Here is a 15,705-nt window from a genome sequence, read left to right as displayed (position 1 = left end):
TGTCTCCGTTTATTTGTTTTCGAGCGCGCGGCGCTTGGCCTCGGCGTCGATGGTCTCGGCGAGATCGGGATGCCGTGCCATCAGCACGCGGAAGTCGACGAGGTCGAGCACCAAAAGCCGCGACACTTTCGTGGTCGAGACACTGGCACCCCGCACATTGTTGCCGAGCAGCGCCATCTCGCCGAAGAAGGCGCCCTCGCCGAGCTGCACCTTCTTGCCGGGAAGATCGACCTCGACCTCGCCGGCGGCGATGAAATACATGCAGTCGCCCTGCGCGCCCTTCCGGATGATCATGGTGCGCGCCGGCAGCTCCATGGTTCGCAGCATATGGGTGACGTCGGCGATCGCCGCGGGGCCAAGCGCTGCAAAGAACGGCACCTTGCTGACGGATTCCCAGGTCTTGAGGAAATTGTCGCGCCGGGTCTCGGCGGCAAAGCCGGTCGCCAGAATACCGGTCCAGAGTCCGAACACGCCGAGGCCGGAGATCATCACCAGCGCAGCCACCATGCGGCCGAGCGGCGTCACCGGCACGACGTCGCCGTAGCCCGTGGTCGTCAGGGTCACCACCGCCCACCACAGCGCGGCCGGGACGCTGCCGAAGGTCTGCGGCTGCACGTCACGTTCCAGGAAATATTCGGCGACCGAGGCGAGGAAGACCACCATCAGGAAGATCACGAGCACGCTGAGCAGCGGGCCCGATTCCAGCACCAGCACGCGGCGCAGCTGCCGCAGGCCGGGAATGCCCGGCACCACCTTCATGACCCAGAGCACGCTGAGCAGCCAGGCCGTCCTGAGCTCGACACCCAGCACCAGGGCGATCGGCACGGCCAGCGCTCCGATCGCATCGACCAGCCCCGCGGACGAGGACATATAGAGCGAAAGACGTCCTTGCCGCCTCATGTGGCGCAGCCGGACCACCCATTCGAAAACGAAGTAGAGGAGGCAGACCCACAAGAGGCCGTCGAGCCAGCGGTACGCGGCATCGTAGGCCGGGTTGACCGTGAGTAGCACCATCGCCCCGACGCCGACGATCACCGCCCCATAGGCCGCCTTGGTCATGTTGCGGCCGGCCGTGGCAGCCACGAACTGCGCCAGAACGGGGATCAACGGCTTGGACATGCGGGAAGGCGGCCCGGGTTTTGGGTAGGTTTTCGAGGTCCCGGCTGGGACGTCGGCGCCAAAGTGCCTGTGCGGGCGGGGGCCGTCAACGACGGCAAATGGCGCATAGGCGTGCCATTGCGCATATCAGGGCACAGGCACCCGGCGCAGCCATGGGATACGGCGGACTCCGCCGCTACTTGAAGTGCGGCGGCTCGTCGTAGCCGTGGCGGCTGCTGAAGAACAACAGCACCATCAGGCCGATGCCGACGACCACCGAGAACCCTGCGCCCAGCGCCAGCGCCACATAGCCTTCCGTCGGGATCGGGTCTCCCTCGATCGTCATCGCGGAATAGCCGAAATAGCCGACCGCTGCCAGCATTCCCAGAAGGAGGATGACGAGGAGTGTACGCATGCAGCGTTCTCCGGTTGTATCCGGGGCACCAACGATCGTGAATCGGGACGGTTCCCGGGTTCCGGCGGTTCACCCGAAATACCCTGCAGGGTTTCCGCGGTAAGGGTGCTGCGCCTGCGCGCTCAGGCGCTCTGCGCGGTCTTCACCACCACCACATTGCTGTCGTCGTGTGGAACGGGGTCGGCCTTCTCCACCTCGGCAGCATGGCGTTTCAGGTAGTCACGGCGCATGCCGATCTCGTCCCGGACGAATTCATAGCCGAGCTTGAACGTATCGAGGCCGTCGGTACTGATGGTGCCGTCTCTGAGTCCGATGACCGCGCCGCGCAGAATGCCCTCCAGCTCGTCCTGAAGACATTCGAGCTGATCCAGTGAATGGGCATGCTCGATGCGCTCGCCGATATCGAGGATCGCGGTGGACAGCTTGCTGGCCTTTTCCGGCGCCACCCTGGTGATCTTGGTGTAGATCGCGGCGAAGATCGAGCCGATGATGCTGAGCGCGCCGGCGCCCAGATACATCATGTCGCTGTATTTATCCATGAACGACTTGGTGTCGTCGTTGATGTAGTCGGCCGCGCCCTGATGAGCCATCACGAAGGCGTCCTTCTCGGTCGAGGCCGGCTCGATCCTCGTCGCAAAGCCGTTGTCGAGCCCGAGCGCGGACTTGTTCTCGTAGACGATACGCGCGAGGTCGCCGCCCGTGGTCAGGGACATCTTGGACTGCGCGACCAGGAGCCATTCGAGCCCGATCGTATCGAGGTCATCGTCCGGAATTTCAGGCGAGGCGGACAGCGTGCCGGCCGTCAGCGTCTCGTCGGAAATGCCGGGGAATTTGCGCGCCAGCGCCTTGGCTTCGTCGATCGCATTCAGTGTGAACCCGCCATGCTTGGCGACCTGCTCGTAGGCCTTGTCGCGCACCGCGCGGGATGCGTGGACAATGGCGATCACTGCGCTAAAGCCGCTGGACGGCGCGAACAGCTTGTCGAGCGTCGCGCCCTGCGGCGCCATCTGGATCTTCGCGGCGTCCGGACCGTCGGGGATGTCGAGGATGCTGCGCACGAAGGCGAGCGAGGACTCGTTCTCGGCGACAACGGCGACCTTTTTCTTCTTCAGCTCGGCGAGCGATTTGATCTTCTTGTTGCCGGGGCCGAGCAGCAGCACGAGATCGTGCTCCAGGATCGCCAGCGTGCGTGCCCGTGGCGGCACTTTGGCGTCGGTGCGCAGGATGGCGAGATCGGCCTGCCTGCGGTCGAACTGTGCGAGCGCCCTGGCATTGTCAGGGTTGTTGACGATCTTGATCCGGAAGTGCGAGGCGTTGTTCTTCAGAAGCGCGGCGAGCTTGGTCGCAAACAGTGCCTCGTCGCTGTTGGGGGCGCCGACGGCAAAGGTCAGCGTCTCTGAATTGTGCAACATGGCCCGGCCGGCCCAGACGGTGACAAGCGACAGAAGCAGGGTCAGCACGACGTACAGAAGGACCTGCTGCTGATTGGTCTTGATCACCTTGCGGCGCAGGGTCCGTCGCGGCTCGGTCGGTGCCGTCGGGCCTTCAGTACTCATGGCAGCACTCTGGCCTTATGCGGGATGGCGGGCGGCGGCGGATCTGCCAGCCGCGCGCGCCCTGAAATTTCGTACACGCCTGAAAAAAAGAACGATATTCTCTACTTGGGGATGATAGCGCTCCGGCCCGAGAATGCAAATTTCGAGCCGAAGGTAACCTTACTTGGACCGTCCGCGGCGATTGGTCGTCCTATCGCCGTTCGGCCACAGTTGGTGATTTTCGAGTTCCCCCGGGATGCATTCCAACGCGGGAGATGTCATAAATGACCGATCCCGGGGATTTGGCCGGGTCCAAGAAGAAGTTGCGCTGAACGCTCCATTTTTTGCTTCCCATGTCAATGAGGGCGCCAGCTTTGTCGTTTCCACCCATGTCATCGGCGATTCCGGTTGAAGCGCTCATTGGCTGGATGTTGCTGCTGACCTTCAAGCACATCATCGCCGATTTCGTCCTGCAAACCGCCTGGATGGCGCACGGCAAGGACCAGAAGCACGGCTGGGGTCTGCCGCTTCTAGTGCATTGCCTGATTCACCTTGCGGTTGCGCTGCCGCTGATCCTGATCGTGGCGCCGCGCTTCTGGTTCGTGGCCCTGATCGACTTCGGGATTCACATCATCGTCGACCGCGCCAAGGGTCTCGTCTCGGCCAATCTCCATGTCAACCAGGAGCATCCCTGGTTCTGGACCTTGATCGGTGTCGACCAGGCGCTGCACCATCTCACCGGCTTCGGTCTCTCCATCTTCATGGCTGCCAACTGAAGCCGGCTGCCTGCCGATGGGCAGGGCGATTGCGGGTGCGTGGTGCGCTGAAGTTTCGACAGCGTCATGCCCGGCTTGTCCCGGCCAACCACGCCTTACCGCACGGCACAAAGAACGTGGATGCCCGGGACAAGCCCGGGCCTGACGACTGCTGCAGATCCGCATATGCGATCGGATACCCGATGAGGGCCGGACCGATTCACGGCGTGGGCGCAAGGACCCCGGGTGACTACCGGTCAGTGTGGTTAACCTTTCATTAGAGAATTGCGCGGCATCTTCCGCACACGAGGGAGAACTGCAATGTTTTCAAGCCGCGATACCTTTGAAAGCGATTTCTGCCCGGTCCGCGACGAACTCCTTGGCGAGATGTATCGCGCCAATGAGAGCGGCCTGCCGAGGCTGGTTGAGAGTGTTTCCCCTGACGTCCGCGCCAGGCTGGCGCTGTTCTGCTATCGCCGCAGCCATTTGCATTCGCTGGCGGTCGCGATCGCAGCGAGCTGCAGCGAGCGCGACCTGATCGAGAGCGGTGGCCGTGTCGGCTCGACGCTCTACGCGCTGTCGCGCGAACGCTCGGCCAAATCGACGCCGTCTCTGTCCGGCGGCCGCAAGCCGATCACGCTGTCAACCAAGCCGCTCTCGGTGCTTGCGCCGCTAGAGGATGAGTTCGACGACGAGATCAGCGAAGCCGTGCCGGCTTAAGCTACCACGATCGCCGGCAGTCCGAATTTGCGCCGCGCCATCGTGCATTCGGCATCACCCGGCATGCAGGTGCGGCACACTTCCGGTCGCACCTGGTAGATGCCACAAGCTGTCGTCTTCCCGATTTCCCCTTGCAACGCTGCGCAGCGATCGCCCTCGCAGCGCATGCCGGATTGCCGGTCGTTGACGAGCTTCTCCGGAATCAGCGCGAGCTCCTCGTCGCTCTCGATCGAGAAGCGCGGCCAATTCGCCGAATAGCCGCAGCAGGCGCCGCACGCCTGGCAGCAGCTCGACAGATCGGTGGTGGACATCTCATCGATCGCCATCACGTGTCCTTCGGCGGACCCCAGACCAGGCTCTGCCGCCATTTCGCCCGCAGCACGTCGCGCCGCTCCGGATATCTTTCGTCGAGATAGGTTGCCTCCACCACGCGGTCGGTGCGGAAGCTGCGGAAGTCGCTGCGCAGCTCGCACCAGGCTGCAAGCAGGCGGACGGCTTCGAGATAGCCGACCGCGATCGGCCAGATCATGCGCTCGCTCGGGCGGCCCTGCTCGTCGCGATAGCGCAGCATGATCTTCTTGCCCTCATGGATCTGGGTACGCGTGCGCACCATGTCCATCCGGTCGGGCTCCCTGTTCCAGCTCGGCCGCGCGCGGCTCGCCGGCTCGAGCACGAAGGGGCGCAGGCGTTCGGGCACGGTGTCGGCGATCTTGGCCATCAGGTCTTCGGCCGCGCGCGCGAGCGCCGTGTCGGCGTGGCCCGCGACCCATTGCGCACCCAGCACCGCCGCCTCGATCTCGTCCGGCGTCAGCATCAAAGGCGGAAGGTCGAAGCCCTTTTCCAGGATGTAGCCCATGCCGGCCTCGCCGCGGATCGGCACACGCTGGCCGATCAGCGTGGCGATGTCGCGATAGACGGTGCGCTTCGATGTCTCGAGCTCGGCCGCGATCGCGTCGGCCGTGAGCGGTTTACGGCTGCGCCTCAGCACCTGGATGATCTGAAACAGCCGGTCGGCACGTCTCATGACAATTCTCTTTCCCTGATCGCAGGCGGCTCAAAAAACTGCGCGCTGATGCTGACAGGATGTTGGCAGCAGGGGAGTTCTATACCGGGACAACGCTTCGACTGAAGAGGATTTGTCCATGATCATTCCTACCCAATTCGGCACGGCCGTCCCGCTCTGGCGGGTGCAGGCTTCGCTGCACGCCTTGCTGCATACCTGGGCGTTCGGCCGTCTCGCGTCTCTCGATCTCATGTTCGTCGACTTCCGCCTTGCGCTGGCGAGCCTTGTGACCCGCTCGCTGGTCCAGGTCGCGGACACCCTGGTCCGCCACCTCATGGGCCAGGCCTGGCGAGGGGCTCGTTTCGCCAAGGATATCACGGCTGCTGCCACCATGGTGGCAGCAGCCGGACGCTAGGTTCCAATGCATCTTTCGAGGATCAGGAGAGCAGACATGATCACCCTCTACGGCTTCGGTGTCGGATTCGGCCTGCCGGAAATCAGCCCCTTCGTCACCAAGACCGAGGTGCAGCTCAAGATGGCGGAACTGCCCTATCGGAAGGAGCGGGCCATGCCGCCCGCGTCGCCCAAGGGGCAGTTGCCCTTCATCGACGATGACGGCGAGGCGGTGGCCGATTCCACCTTCATCCGCGCCCATATCGAACGCCGCTACGGGTTCGACTTCGACGCCGGCCTCTCCTTGCAGCAACGCGCGCAGGCCTGGGCCTTCGAGCGGATGATCGAGCATCACGTCTACTGGGCGCTGGTCGGCGCGCGCTGGGTCGATCCGGTTAATTTCGCCAAGGGGCCTGCGCATTTCTTCGACGGCGCTCCAGAGCACAACCGCGAGAAGCTGCGCGAGGATGCGCAATTCCGCGTCGCCGAAAACTATCTGCTCTCCGGCCTTGGCCGCCACGCGCCGGATGACGATGTCGATCTCGCCGTGCGCTCGCTGTTTGCGCTCTCGGTGCAACTCGGCGACAAGTCCTATCTGATGGGCGAGAAGCCCTGCGGCGTCGATGCGTCCGCGTTCGGTGCGCTCGCGGGAATCCTGACCCCGTTCTTCGACTCCAAGCTGCGCGGGCGGGCCGAGGAGTTTCCGAACCTCACCGCCTATGTCGACCGGATGATGGGACGGTATTACCCGGAGTTCGCCTGGACCAGGCTTGCGCAGGCCGCTTAGGACGCGGGCCTTTCCGCGGGCACGCTGCACCTCTCCCGCTTGCGAGGGAGGTCGACGCGCTCGCAGAGCGCGGCGGGTGGGGGCTCTCTCCACTCGGGGATTTTCTCGGTAAAACTCAGGCATCCCGACGCGGATACACCCCCACCCCAGCCCCCCGCAAGCGGGAGAGAGAGCGCAGTGAAATTCGGGCCGCAGCCACGATCACCGGCAAAAAGAAAAGAGCCGGCCCGCGGGGCCGGCTCTGACTGTCTCGAAACTGACGCTGTGTTATTTCACGAGCTTGTATTTGCCGTTCGTCACCGTGAGCAGGATGCGCGAGCGCTCGTCAAGGCCGTAGCGATCCTTTTCGGTGAAGTTGTAGACGCCCTGACTGGCCGCCAATTCCTTTTCCGTCAGCAAGGCTTGCCGGATGGCCTCACGAAACTCCGGCGTGCCCGGCTTTGCCGTCTTCAGAGCGACCGGAATGACGCGCTTCAGGAGCTCGAAGGCGTCATAGGAGTGGCCGGCGAACTGGCTGCGGCTGTTCGGGCCGTACTTCGCTTCATAGGCGGTGTTGAGCGCAAGGCCCGGCTTCTTGGTGGCCGCTTCGTCCGGCTGATCCTCGGGGTCCATGACCGGGCCCGAGGCCATCAGCACGCCTTCGGCCGCTTTGCCGGCGATGCGGATGAAGTCCATGCTGGCCGCGCCGTGGGTCTGGTAGATCAGACCCTGATAGCCGCGCTCGCGCAGCTCGGTCTGGGGCAGCGCGGCCGCGGTGCCGGAGGCGCCGACCAGGATCGCGTCGGGATTGGCGGCGACGAGCTTCAGCACCTGGCCGGTGACCGAAGTATCGGGACGCGCGAAGCGCTCCTCGTCGACGATGGTCACGCCCATCGGCACGGCCTGGGCCTTCAGGTCGTTGAACCAGAGGTCGCCATACGAATCGGAATAGCCGATATAGCCGACGGTCTTTACGCCCTTGGACTTCATGTGATCGTAGAGCACCTTGCCCACGATCGGAATCGGCTGCGGCATCGCCACCGACCACTTCATGCGCTCCGGCGTGATCGGAAACGGCGCGAGGCCGAAATGCGGAATGCCGGCTTCGTTGGCGACGTTGGAGACCGCGATCGTCGGCGGCGTCAGCGCCGAGCCCATGATGATGTCGGCCTTGGATTCCGTGACGAAGCGGCGGGCGTTGGTGGTTGCCGTGGTCGGGTCGCCGCCGTCGTCGAGCACGATCACCTTCAACGGCACGCCGCCGATCTCTTTCGGCACGAATTCCAGCGCGTTGCGCTCGGGAATGCCGAGGGCCGCGCCCGGGCCGGTCGTGGTGGTGGTGATGCCGATGGTGATTTCATTGGTCTGGGCCAGCGCGGGCAGCGCCGGCACGGCGAGCGTCGCGGCGGCAATCGCGGCGGTCAGGTAAAAACGTTTCATCTATTCCTCCCTTTACGTGTTTCTTTGAAAGCAGAAATCGGGGGGCTGATTCAGCCCCGTCTTTGGATGGTGCGGCGATTTAGCTCCCGATGAATTTCGCCACCATTTCCGGCGGAAACGGCGCCGATTTCAGCTTGTCGGGGTCGTTCGGGTCGCGGCCGACCAGGACGCGGGTCTCGAAGGCTTCGATAGCCAGCGCCTCGCCCTTGTAGACATTGTGCTTCACCTCGAAGCTCGAGCGCTTGATGCTCTCGATCTTGGTTTCGATGGTGATCCAGTCGCCGTGGGTCGAGGGGATGTAGAATTTCGCCCGCGTATCGACCATGGGAATGCCGATGAGGCCGTATTTGTGGACCAGGTCCTGCTTCGGGAAGCCGGCCTTCTCGAACAGGACCGAGGTCGAATCGTCGAACATACCGAAATAGCGCGGGTAATAGACGATGTTGGCGGGATCGCAATCGCCCCATTGGATCTGTACGTCGCGCCGGTTCACGAACATGTGCTGCCCTTGCCTTTGCCGCGCTTACTTCGGTGCCATGCGCAGCGAGCCGTCGAGCCGCACCACCTCGCCGTTGAGATAGGAATTCTCGACCATGTGCAGCGCGAGCGCCGCGAACTCGTCGGCGTTGCCGAGCCGGCGCGGGAAGGGGATCGCAGCCGCAAGCGAATCCTGGGCTTCCTGCGGCAGGTTGGCGAGCAACGGTGTCAGGAACAGGCCGGGCGCGATGGTGAGCACGCGGACGCCGAACTGCGCGAGCTCGCGCGCGATCGGCAGGGTCATGCCGACGATACCGCCCTTGGACGCGGAATAGGCCGACTGCCCGATCTGGCCGTCATAGGCGGCGACCGACGCGGTGTTGATGATGACACCGCGCTCGCCGGTGGCCTGCGGCTCGAGCTTGGACATCTCGGCTGCGGCAAGGCGCAGCATGTTGAAGGTGCCGATCAAATTGACCTTGATCACCTTGTCGAAGTCGGAAAGGGCCATAGGCCCGTCACGGCCGACGACGCGCTTTGCGACGCCGATGCCGGCGCAGTTGACCAGCACGCGCGCCGGACCATGGGCCTTGGCGGCCTGCGCGACCGCAGCTTCAGCGGAGGCGGCGTCGGAGACGTCGCAGGCGACAGCCACGCCCTTGATCTCCGCGGCGACAGTCTCGGCGAGCTTGGCGTTGAGGTCGCAGACCGCGACCTTGGCGCCCTGCGCCGCCAGCTTTCGCGCGGTGGCCGCGCCCAGTCCCGATGCGCCGCCGGTGACGATGGCTGCCTGATCCTTCAACAACATGGCGTTCTCCTTTGGCGGATGTTTGGTTAGCCGACCGATATCACACGGTCCGATGGATTGGCAGCATAGAGCTCCTCGATCAATGCGGCCCTATGCTCGAGCACCGCGCGCTGGTTGATCGAACCCTTGTCGGTGACTTCGCCCTTGTCGATCGACAGCGGCGTGTCCAAGAGGATCGCGCGCGTGATCCGCGTCGAGGAGCCGGTGGCCGCGCCGAGGAAGCGGGTTAGGCGCTCGCGAAAGGCGTCGCGGATCAGACGGTCGCGTGCTGTCACGACGAGGTCGTCGGCCGCCAGCGTTGGATTGACCAGCCGGCAGCCGTCGAGGTCGAGCACCACGAGCGCGGAGATCTCGTCACGGTTGATGCCGGCGATGACGACGTCACGTACCAGCGGCGCGCAGGCCGCCACGAAGCGTGCGCGCAGCGGGCCGACGCTGACCCAGGTGCCGCTCGCGAGCTTGAAATCCTCGCTGACGCGGCCGTCGAAGTCGAAGCCGGCGTTGAGATCGTCGGGATCGGCGGGCTTCAGCGCGTCGCCGAGCTTGTAAAAGCCCTCCTCGTCGAAGGATTTCGCGGTCACGTCGGGCTGGCGCCAGTAGCCGGGCAACACGTTCGGGCCCTTGGCACGCACTTCCAGCTTGCCGTTGTTCGGCACGAGCTTGGCGTCATTGCCCGAGACCGGCAGGCCGACATGGCCGGAGCGGCTGGTGCGCGGATTGACCGACATGAAGAACGGCGCGGTCTCGGTTGCACCGAGGCCCGTCAGCATCGGCACGCGATAGCCCTTCTCCTTGACCGCGAGCTCGTCGAGGCTGTTCCAGACGAAGGGCGAGAGCGCCGCGCCCGAGAAGAACATCGCGTGCAGGCGGTCGAAGAATTTTGCGCGCAGCCCCTGGTCGTCGCGCAAATAGGGCAGCAGCGATTCATAACCCTTGGGCACGTTGAAATAGACCGTCGGCGAAATCTCCTGGAGATTACGCACGGTCTCCTCGATGCCGCCGGGCACCGGCTTGCCGGCGTCGAGATACATCGAGCCGCCATTGTAGAGCGTCAGTCCGATATTGTGGTTGCCGCCGAAGGTGTGGTTCCAGGGCAGCCAGTCGATGATGACCGGCGGCTCGTCCTTGAGGAAGGCCAGCGTCTCGCGCAGCATCACCTGGTTGGCGCAGATCATGCGCTGGGTGTTGATGACGGCCTTGGGATTGCCGGTCGAGCCGGAGGTCAGCAGGAATTTGGCGATCGTGTCCGGGCCGATGTTGCCATGCACCTCGTCGAGCGCGGGATGGATCGGCGTCGCCATGAGGTCGGCGAGCAGCGTCACGTCGCGGCCCGGCACGGCGCCGTAGGACGCAGCGATCTCGGTGCCGAGCGAGACGTTGGCAACAAGCGCATCGGCGAACTTGTCGGCGTCCTCGGCGAAGACCAGGCCGGGCGTCAACAGCTTCATCAGATAGGACAGCTTGCCGTAGTCCTTCGACACCAGCGAATAGGCCGGCGACACCGGACAGAACGGAATGCCGGCGTAGAACGCGCCGAACGCGAGCAGCGCGTGATCGATCGAATTGCCGGAGAGGATCACGACCGGCCTGTCCGCCGACAGGCCGCGCTGGATCAGCGCGGAGGCGATGTGCCGGCTCGCGGTGAGCAGTTCGGCGTAGGTGACCTTGCGCCAGCCGCGCCCGCCTTCGCGCTCGGCCATGAAGGTGCGGTCCGGCGTGGTCTTCGCCCAGTGGTGCAGGCGGTCGGTGATGCGGACGGGATAGTCGCCGAGCGGCTGCGTCGGCCTCAGATAGATCGTGCCGTCCTCGCGCCGCTCGATATTGACTGCGGGGTCGCCGAACGAGATCGGCCGCAGCGGAGAAGTGCTCGCGCCGCGCTCCGTGGTGGAAGAGGACGGCTGCGCGCTCATGACTTCGGCTTCACCTTGGCGGTCTTGTGCTCGAGGAATTCGCGGATCCTGCGTTTCGCCTCCTTGTCGCTCTGCGCCACCGTCGCCATCAGCGATTCCATCAGGAGGCCGGTCTGCGGATTGGCTTCCGCGATCATCGGCAGCGCCTGGAGCACGGCAAAATTCGTCAGCGGCGCGTTGGAGGCGATGCGGGTGGCGAGCTCCAGTGCCTTGCCGAGGCCGTTGCCGGCTTCCGTCACGTATTGCGCGAAACCGTAGGAGGCGCCTTCGGTCGCGGAATAGACGCGGCCCGTCAGCATCATGTCCATCATCCGCGCCACCCCGATCAGCCGCGGCAGCCGCACCGATCCGCCGCCGCCGACGAAGATGCCGCGCTGGCCTTCCGGCAGCGCGAAATAGGTCGAGGGTTCGGCGACGCGGATATGCGCAGCGCAGGCCAGCTCCAGCCCGCCGCCGATCACCGCGCCCTTGAGCGCGGCGATGACCGGCACGCGGCTGTACTGGATACGGTCGAACACACGGTGCCACATCTGCGAATGCAGGAGCCCGCCGGTGGCGTCGTGGTCGGTCAGTTCGGAGAGGTCGAGGCCGGAGGAGAAATGGTCGCCGATGCCGTGGATGACGACCGCGCCGATATCCTCGGGCAGCGTCGCGAAGCAGTCGCCGATTTCCAGGATGATGCCGTCGTTCAGCGCATTGCGCTTGGCCGGCCGGTTGAGACCGACGGTCAAAATCCTGTCCGCCCTCTCGATCCTAAGCAGCCCGGAGGCTCCCGCATCAGCGGTGTCGGCGTTTCCCTGTGTCATTTGCGTCCTTGTCAGAATAGTTATGTTGTATAACGAATTTTGAGGGAGTCAACAAGGGGGAACGGGTTCCCCGCCCGTTGTGGGGCGCGCGGGCTCGCCCCGGAGCCCGCTCAACAGCGCCTGCGCTGCTGCGGCCATTCTCCGTCGCTAGCCCATGGCCACTCCGTCGCCCTTGGCTCCGTGCTCGCGTTGGTCGAGCCATAACGTGCCGAGCGCGAACGCCAGCCAGCCGAAATCGTAGGCAAAGCCCATGAGCAGAACGGTCCAGCCGGAAAGCGGTCCGACGGCCGCGCGATTGACGAATTCGGCCAGGCTGGCTGCGGGTGTCGGATGGATTGCGATCTTGCCGTAATAGGCGACCGCCTGGATGACGAGAATCCCGGCGTAATTGCGACGCAGCCGTCGCCCTGCAGCGCGGACGAATGAAATGTGATGGCGGGGCGCGGTGTAGTCGCGCGCGAGAATGGCCTGCCAGCTGTCGTCGCGCGCCTCGCGCGTGAACATCGGCGCATAGAAATTCTTCTCTAGCCAGCGGGCCCGGGCCCGCCAGACGTTGAAATAGCGATAGCGCCGCGCCTCCATCGCGAGGAACACGGCGATCAGCAGCCCGACGAGGACGAGCGGCAGGGGCGACGCCTCCGGGCTCGAAAAGGTCGTCGATAGCGCGATGCCCATCGTGACGATCGACCAATTGGTCGTGTTGTCGAGCCGCGTTCGCCAGATCGTCGAGCGATAGACCTCGCCCCGGTACAGATGGGCGATGGCGCCCATTTCGGCAGGATCAAAGCCGTGATGCGGGCTTGAGTCGCTGGAAGCCATAAGGGACATGGTGGCACTCCCGTGGTCTGCGCAATCTTGCGCACGCATATCCTGAACCTGCTCAGCCCCGGGGCATAGGCCCTGCGTGGCTTTTGCGGGAGGGGATTGATACGGTCCAACCGGGAGGCGGGAGCCTCACATAACCTGATGCACGTCGATCACCACGCGATCCGCGTGGCGTGCGGCTGAGGCGACGAAGATGTGCTGCATCAACCAGCGGTACTTCTCATGCCCCGTCTCGAACTTCGGGACGGTACGAAAGTAGATCAGCTCGGGGGCGACCGGCTCGCCGCGTTTCAGCTTTTGCAGCAGCTCGACCGGGCCGAAGCGCATGCCCTTGTTCTCGACATAGACGGTCGCGCCGTCGTCGGTTTCGAAGGCGTATCTGGCCTCTAAGTCGATCAGCTCGTTGGGGCGGATGGTCTGGAAATCGGCGCCATATGGCAACACCGTGCCGGTCACAGTGCCCGTCACCTCGCCGCCGATGATCGGAATGATGCGGCGAACGCCGATACCGGTCTCGCCGGCGGTGACGACGTCACCGATGCGCGCGGTGATGGTGAAGACGTATTTGGTCTCGAGGGTGGGGGTCATGCGTTACTCCAACCTGCATTGCGAAGGCGCCGGCTTCTTCGCCTCTCCCCGCTTGCGGGGAGAGGCCGAAATTCAAGCTCAGCTTGAATTTCGGGTGAGGGGGACTCTCCGCGAGTCCCGCTGTCACCGTCCGCGCGGAAGCTCCCCCTCACCCCAACCCTCTCCCCGCAAGCGGGGCGAGGGAGCGCACTATCGCCGCAGACGCCGCTCGATTCATTTCACGCCTCAATGCGCCATCATGCGCGTCGGCAGCCAGGTCGCCAGCAGTGGAAATGCGATCAGGATCACCAGCCGCACCAAATCGGTCGCGACGAACGGGATCACGCCCTTGAAGATGGTGGAGAATGAGACGTCCTTCACCACGCTCTTGATGACGAAGACGTTCATGCCGACCGGCGGGTGGATCAGGCCCAGCTCGACGGTCATGACGATGATGACGCCGAACCAGATCGGGTCGAAGCCGAGATGCGTGATCACGGGGAAGATGATCGGCACGGTGAGGATGATCATCGCCATGGCGTCCATCAGGCAGCCGAGCACGAGATACATCACCATGATCAGCGCCAGCACGCCGTAGGAGCCGAGGCCGAGGCCGGTCAGGAATTCCGTGACCTTCTGCGGCGTCTGCGTCACCGTGAGGAAATAGCCGAAGATCAGCGCGCCGATCAGCACGGTGAACACCGCGGCCGCGGTGCGCGTCGCCTGGAGCAGCGAGGCCAGGAGCTTCTCGCGGTCGAGCCGTCCGGTGAGCACGCCGATGATGAAGGCGCCGGTGGCGCCGACGCCGCCGGCTTCCGTCGGCGTGAAGCGCGGCAGGAAGGGCAGGCCGTAGAGGCCGCCGATCACGAACACGAACAGCAGGACGGGCGCCCAGATGTCCTTCAGGCCGGCGAAGCGCTCGCGCCATGGCAGCACCTTGCCCTTGGGCAGGAAATCGGGGCGGAAGTACCCGATCAGGCCGATCGTGATCATGTACATGGTCATCGCCAAGAGGCCCGGGATGATGCCGGCGATGAACAGCTTGCCGATGTCCTGCTCGGTGATGATGCCGTAGACCGCGAGCACGGTGGAGGGCGGCAGCATCGCGCCCAGCGTGCCGCCGGCGGCGATTACGCCGGTGGCGAAGGATTGCGGATAGCCGAAGCGGCGCATCTCGGGGTAAGCGACGGCGGAGAAGGTCGCGGCGGTTGCGACCGAAGAGCCGCAGATCGCGGCGAAGCCGCCGCAGGCGCCGACAGTCGCAATGCCGAGGCCGCCGCGTAAATGGCCGACAAAACCGTTGGCGGCGCGGAACAGCTCGCGGCTCATGCCGGAATTGCTGACGAAGGAGCCCATCAGCAGGAACATCGGGATGACGCCAAAGGTGTAGTCGGTCACCGTGCGCATCGAGGTCTGGCCGACCAGCTTCAGCGCCGGTGTGGCGCCGACCAGATAGGAGAAGCCGGAGACGCCGACGAGCCCCATGGCCATGCCGACGGGCACGCGCAGCAGCATCAGGGCGAACAGGGAAACGAAGCCGAGTACGGCGACGGCATCGGTGCTCATGGTTACTCCGTCGCCTTCAGCTTGGGGTCGTGCATTTCTTCAGGGTGGAAGATCAGCCGGTAAGTGCGGATCGCGATCAGCAGCACCGCGGAGATGTCGCCGATCCAGGCGATCGCGAAGAACGGCCAGGTCGGCATATGCAGGTCGAACGTCTGCACATTGTCGTTGTAGGTGCCGCGCACCTTGTCGAACAGCGTCCAGGTCTGCACGGTGACGACGAACAGCAGCACCAGCGTCGCGAACACGTCGATCCAGCGCTGGTAGCGCGGTGTGACATTGGCCCAGACCAGGTCCACGGTGATGTGCGTGCCGCGATAGGAGGTCGCGGCGATGCCCCAGAAGATCAGGATGCCGAGCAGCATGCGGCCGATGTCGAAGGAATCGGGGATCGAATAGTTCAGCGTGTTGCGCAGCAGCACCGACAGGAAGATGTCGAGCGCGACGATGCCGACGAAGCCGGCCGCGATCCATTCAATCGTGTCGATAAAGCGATCCATCCAGGCGCGCTTCACGGGGTGGTCCTATCGCGTGATGTCATTCTGGCTCTCGGCTCTAGCGGCGATCCTTCGCCTCTCCCCGCGTGCGGGGAGAGGCCGACGCGCGAAGCGCGGCGGGTGAGGG

General features: G+C 64.5%; 18 protein-coding genes. 4 read left to right on the top strand and 14 right to left on the bottom strand.

What is annotated here, in order from left to right; genetic code table 11:
- Positions 1-9 precede the first annotated feature (9 nt).
- The 3 genes from K289_RS0100150 to K289_RS0100140 all read right to left on the bottom strand — a co-directional run bounded on the left by K289_RS0100150 (position 10) and on the right by K289_RS0100140 (position 3,069).
- Positions 10-1,119 carry a cyclic nucleotide-gated ion channel gene (locus tag K289_RS0100150; RefSeq protein WP_027549577.1) on the bottom strand — a complete coding sequence of 370 codons (1,110 nt, stop codon included), beginning with the start codon at positions 1,117-1,119 and terminating at the stop codon, positions 10-12.
- A gap of 175 nt (positions 1,120-1,294) precedes the next feature.
- Positions 1,295-1,513: a hypothetical protein gene (locus K289_RS0100145; protein ID WP_027549576.1), complete on the bottom strand. Its 219-nt coding sequence runs from the start codon at positions 1,511-1,513 to the stop codon at positions 1,295-1,297.
- 122 nt (positions 1,514-1,635) lie between these two features.
- A complete protein-coding gene (locus K289_RS0100140; RefSeq protein WP_027549575.1) occupies positions 1,636-3,069 on the bottom strand; it encodes a TAXI family TRAP transporter solute-binding subunit in 1,434 nt (477 codons plus the stop codon).
- A 407-nt stretch (positions 3,070-3,476) separates the two neighbouring features.
- Between K289_RS0100140 and K289_RS0100135 the strand changes: the two genes are divergently transcribed.
- Positions 3,477-3,824: a DUF3307 domain-containing protein gene (locus tag K289_RS0100135; protein WP_051310469.1), complete on the top strand. Its 348-nt coding sequence runs from the start codon at positions 3,477-3,479 to the stop codon at positions 3,822-3,824.
- A gap of 300 nt (positions 3,825-4,124) precedes the next feature.
- A complete protein-coding gene (locus K289_RS0100130) occupies positions 4,125-4,523 on the top strand; it encodes a hypothetical protein (RefSeq protein WP_027549573.1) in 399 nt (132 codons plus the stop codon).
- On the opposite strand, the gene K289_RS0100125 is transcribed toward K289_RS0100130, so the two are convergent.
- Positions 4,520-4,849 carry a YkgJ family cysteine cluster protein gene (locus tag K289_RS0100125; RefSeq protein ID WP_371260779.1) on the bottom strand — a complete coding sequence of 110 codons (330 nt, stop codon included), beginning with the start codon at positions 4,847-4,849 and terminating at the stop codon, positions 4,520-4,522. The genes K289_RS0100130 and K289_RS0100125 overlap by 4 nt on opposite strands.
- A complete protein-coding gene (locus K289_RS0100120) occupies positions 4,849-5,547 on the bottom strand; it encodes a YafY family protein (protein WP_027549571.1) in 699 nt (232 codons plus the stop codon). The genes K289_RS0100125 and K289_RS0100120 overlap by 1 nt, the downstream gene beginning before the upstream one ends.
- 118 nt (positions 5,548-5,665) lie before the next feature.
- On the opposite strand from K289_RS0100120, the gene K289_RS0100115 reads away from it, so the two are divergent.
- Both K289_RS0100115 and K289_RS0100110 read left to right on the top strand, forming a co-directional pair.
- Positions 5,666-5,941: a hypothetical protein gene (locus tag K289_RS0100115; protein WP_027549570.1), complete on the top strand. Its 276-nt coding sequence runs from the start codon at positions 5,666-5,668 to the stop codon at positions 5,939-5,941.
- Between the two features lie 36 nt (positions 5,942-5,977).
- Positions 5,978-6,706, top strand: coding sequence for a glutathione S-transferase family protein (locus K289_RS0100110; protein ID WP_027549569.1), 729 nt, complete (start codon positions 5,978-5,980; stop codon positions 6,704-6,706).
- Between the two features lie 267 nt (positions 6,707-6,973).
- On the opposite strand, the gene K289_RS0100105 is transcribed toward K289_RS0100110, so the two are convergent.
- From K289_RS0100105 to K289_RS0100065, 9 genes are all read right to left on the bottom strand, one after another.
- Positions 6,974-8,125: an ABC transporter substrate-binding protein gene (locus tag K289_RS0100105; RefSeq protein WP_027549568.1), complete on the bottom strand. Its 1,152-nt coding sequence runs from the start codon at positions 8,123-8,125 to the stop codon at positions 6,974-6,976.
- Positions 8,126-8,204: 79 nt separating this feature from the next.
- Positions 8,205-8,624: a thioesterase family protein gene (locus tag K289_RS0100100; RefSeq protein ID WP_027549567.1), complete on the bottom strand. Its 420-nt coding sequence runs from the start codon at positions 8,622-8,624 to the stop codon at positions 8,205-8,207.
- Between the two features lie 24 nt (positions 8,625-8,648).
- Complete coding sequence (locus K289_RS0100095) at positions 8,649-9,410, bottom strand: SDR family NAD(P)-dependent oxidoreductase (RefSeq protein WP_027549566.1); 762 nt, start codon at positions 9,408-9,410, stop codon at positions 8,649-8,651.
- 26 nt (positions 9,411-9,436) lie between these two features.
- Entirely contained in the window at positions 9,437-11,320 is a 1,884-nt protein-coding gene (locus K289_RS0100090) for a feruloyl-CoA synthase (RefSeq protein WP_027549565.1), read from the bottom strand.
- Entirely contained in the window at positions 11,317-12,126 is an 810-nt protein-coding gene (locus K289_RS0100085) for a crotonase/enoyl-CoA hydratase family protein (protein ID WP_027549564.1), read from the bottom strand. Before K289_RS0100085 ends, K289_RS0100090 begins: the two co-directional genes overlap by 4 nt.
- A 147-nt stretch (positions 12,127-12,273) precedes the next feature.
- Positions 12,274-12,954 carry a DUF2270 domain-containing protein gene (locus tag K289_RS0100080; protein WP_027549563.1) on the bottom strand — a complete coding sequence of 227 codons (681 nt, stop codon included), beginning with the start codon at positions 12,952-12,954 and terminating at the stop codon, positions 12,274-12,276.
- 126 nt (positions 12,955-13,080) lie between these two features.
- Positions 13,081-13,539 (bottom strand): DUF3237 domain-containing protein, encoded by a 459-nt coding sequence (locus K289_RS0100075; RefSeq protein ID WP_027549562.1) that lies wholly within the window; start codon positions 13,537-13,539, stop codon positions 13,081-13,083.
- A gap of 225 nt (positions 13,540-13,764) precedes the next feature.
- On the bottom strand, positions 13,765-15,084 hold the full coding sequence (locus K289_RS0100070) for a TRAP transporter large permease (RefSeq protein ID WP_027549561.1): 1,320 nt from the start codon (positions 15,082-15,084) through the stop codon (positions 13,765-13,767).
- A gap of 2 nt (positions 15,085-15,086) precedes the next feature.
- The gene (locus K289_RS0100065) at positions 15,087-15,596 is read right to left on the bottom strand and encodes a TRAP transporter small permease (protein WP_027549560.1); all 510 of its coding nucleotides are present in this window, start codon (positions 15,594-15,596) and stop codon (positions 15,087-15,089) included.
- Between the last annotated feature and the right edge of the window lie 109 nt (positions 15,597-15,705).

Source organism: Bradyrhizobium sp. Cp5.3, assembly GCF_000426265.1.
Taxonomy (GTDB): Bacteria; Pseudomonadota; Alphaproteobacteria; order Rhizobiales; family Xanthobacteraceae; genus Bradyrhizobium; species Bradyrhizobium neotropicale.
This window is presented reverse-complemented; position numbering and strand designations above follow the sequence as displayed.

Bases quoted from the DNA above. Each gene is read 5' to 3' on its own strand.
- K289_RS0100150 (WP_027549577.1), bottom strand. From the start codon at position 1,119: ATGTCCAAGCCGTTGATCCCCGTTCTGGCGCAGTTCGTGGCTGCCACG.
- K289_RS0100145 (WP_027549576.1), bottom strand. From the start codon at position 1,513: ATGCGTACACTCCTCGTCATCCTCCTTCTGGGAATGCTGGCAGCGGTC.
- K289_RS0100140 (WP_027549575.1), bottom strand. From the start codon at position 3,069: ATGAGTACTGAAGGCCCGACGGCACCGACCGAGCCGCGACGGACCCTG.
- K289_RS0100135 (WP_051310469.1), top strand. From the start codon at position 3,477: ATGTTGCTGCTGACCTTCAAGCACATCATCGCCGATTTCGTCCTGCAA.
- K289_RS0100130 (WP_027549573.1), top strand. From the start codon at position 4,125: ATGTTTTCAAGCCGCGATACCTTTGAAAGCGATTTCTGCCCGGTCCGC.
- K289_RS0100125 (WP_371260779.1), bottom strand. From the start codon at position 4,849: ATGGCGATCGATGAGATGTCCACCACCGATCTGTCGAGCTGCTGCCAG.
- K289_RS0100120 (WP_027549571.1), bottom strand. From the start codon at position 5,547: ATGAGACGTGCCGACCGGCTGTTTCAGATCATCCAGGTGCTGAGGCGC.
- K289_RS0100115 (WP_027549570.1), top strand. From the start codon at position 5,666: ATGATCATTCCTACCCAATTCGGCACGGCCGTCCCGCTCTGGCGGGTG.
- K289_RS0100110 (WP_027549569.1), top strand. From the start codon at position 5,978: ATGATCACCCTCTACGGCTTCGGTGTCGGATTCGGCCTGCCGGAAATC.
- K289_RS0100105 (WP_027549568.1), bottom strand. From the start codon at position 8,125: ATGAAACGTTTTTACCTGACCGCCGCGATTGCCGCCGCGACGCTCGCC.
- K289_RS0100100 (WP_027549567.1), bottom strand. From the start codon at position 8,624: ATGTTCGTGAACCGGCGCGACGTACAGATCCAATGGGGCGATTGCGAT.
- K289_RS0100095 (WP_027549566.1), bottom strand. From the start codon at position 9,410: ATGTTGTTGAAGGATCAGGCAGCCATCGTCACCGGCGGCGCATCGGGA.
- K289_RS0100090 (WP_027549565.1), bottom strand. From the start codon at position 11,320: ATGAGCGCGCAGCCGTCCTCTTCCACCACGGAGCGCGGCGCGAGCACT.
- K289_RS0100085 (WP_027549564.1), bottom strand. From the start codon at position 12,126: ATGACACAGGGAAACGCCGACACCGCTGATGCGGGAGCCTCCGGGCTG.
- K289_RS0100080 (WP_027549563.1), bottom strand. From the start codon at position 12,954: ATGTCCCTTATGGCTTCCAGCGACTCAAGCCCGCATCACGGCTTTGAT.
- K289_RS0100075 (WP_027549562.1), bottom strand. From the start codon at position 13,539: ATGACCCCCACCCTCGAGACCAAATACGTCTTCACCATCACCGCGCGC.
- K289_RS0100070 (WP_027549561.1), bottom strand. From the start codon at position 15,084: ATGAGCACCGATGCCGTCGCCGTACTCGGCTTCGTTTCCCTGTTCGCC.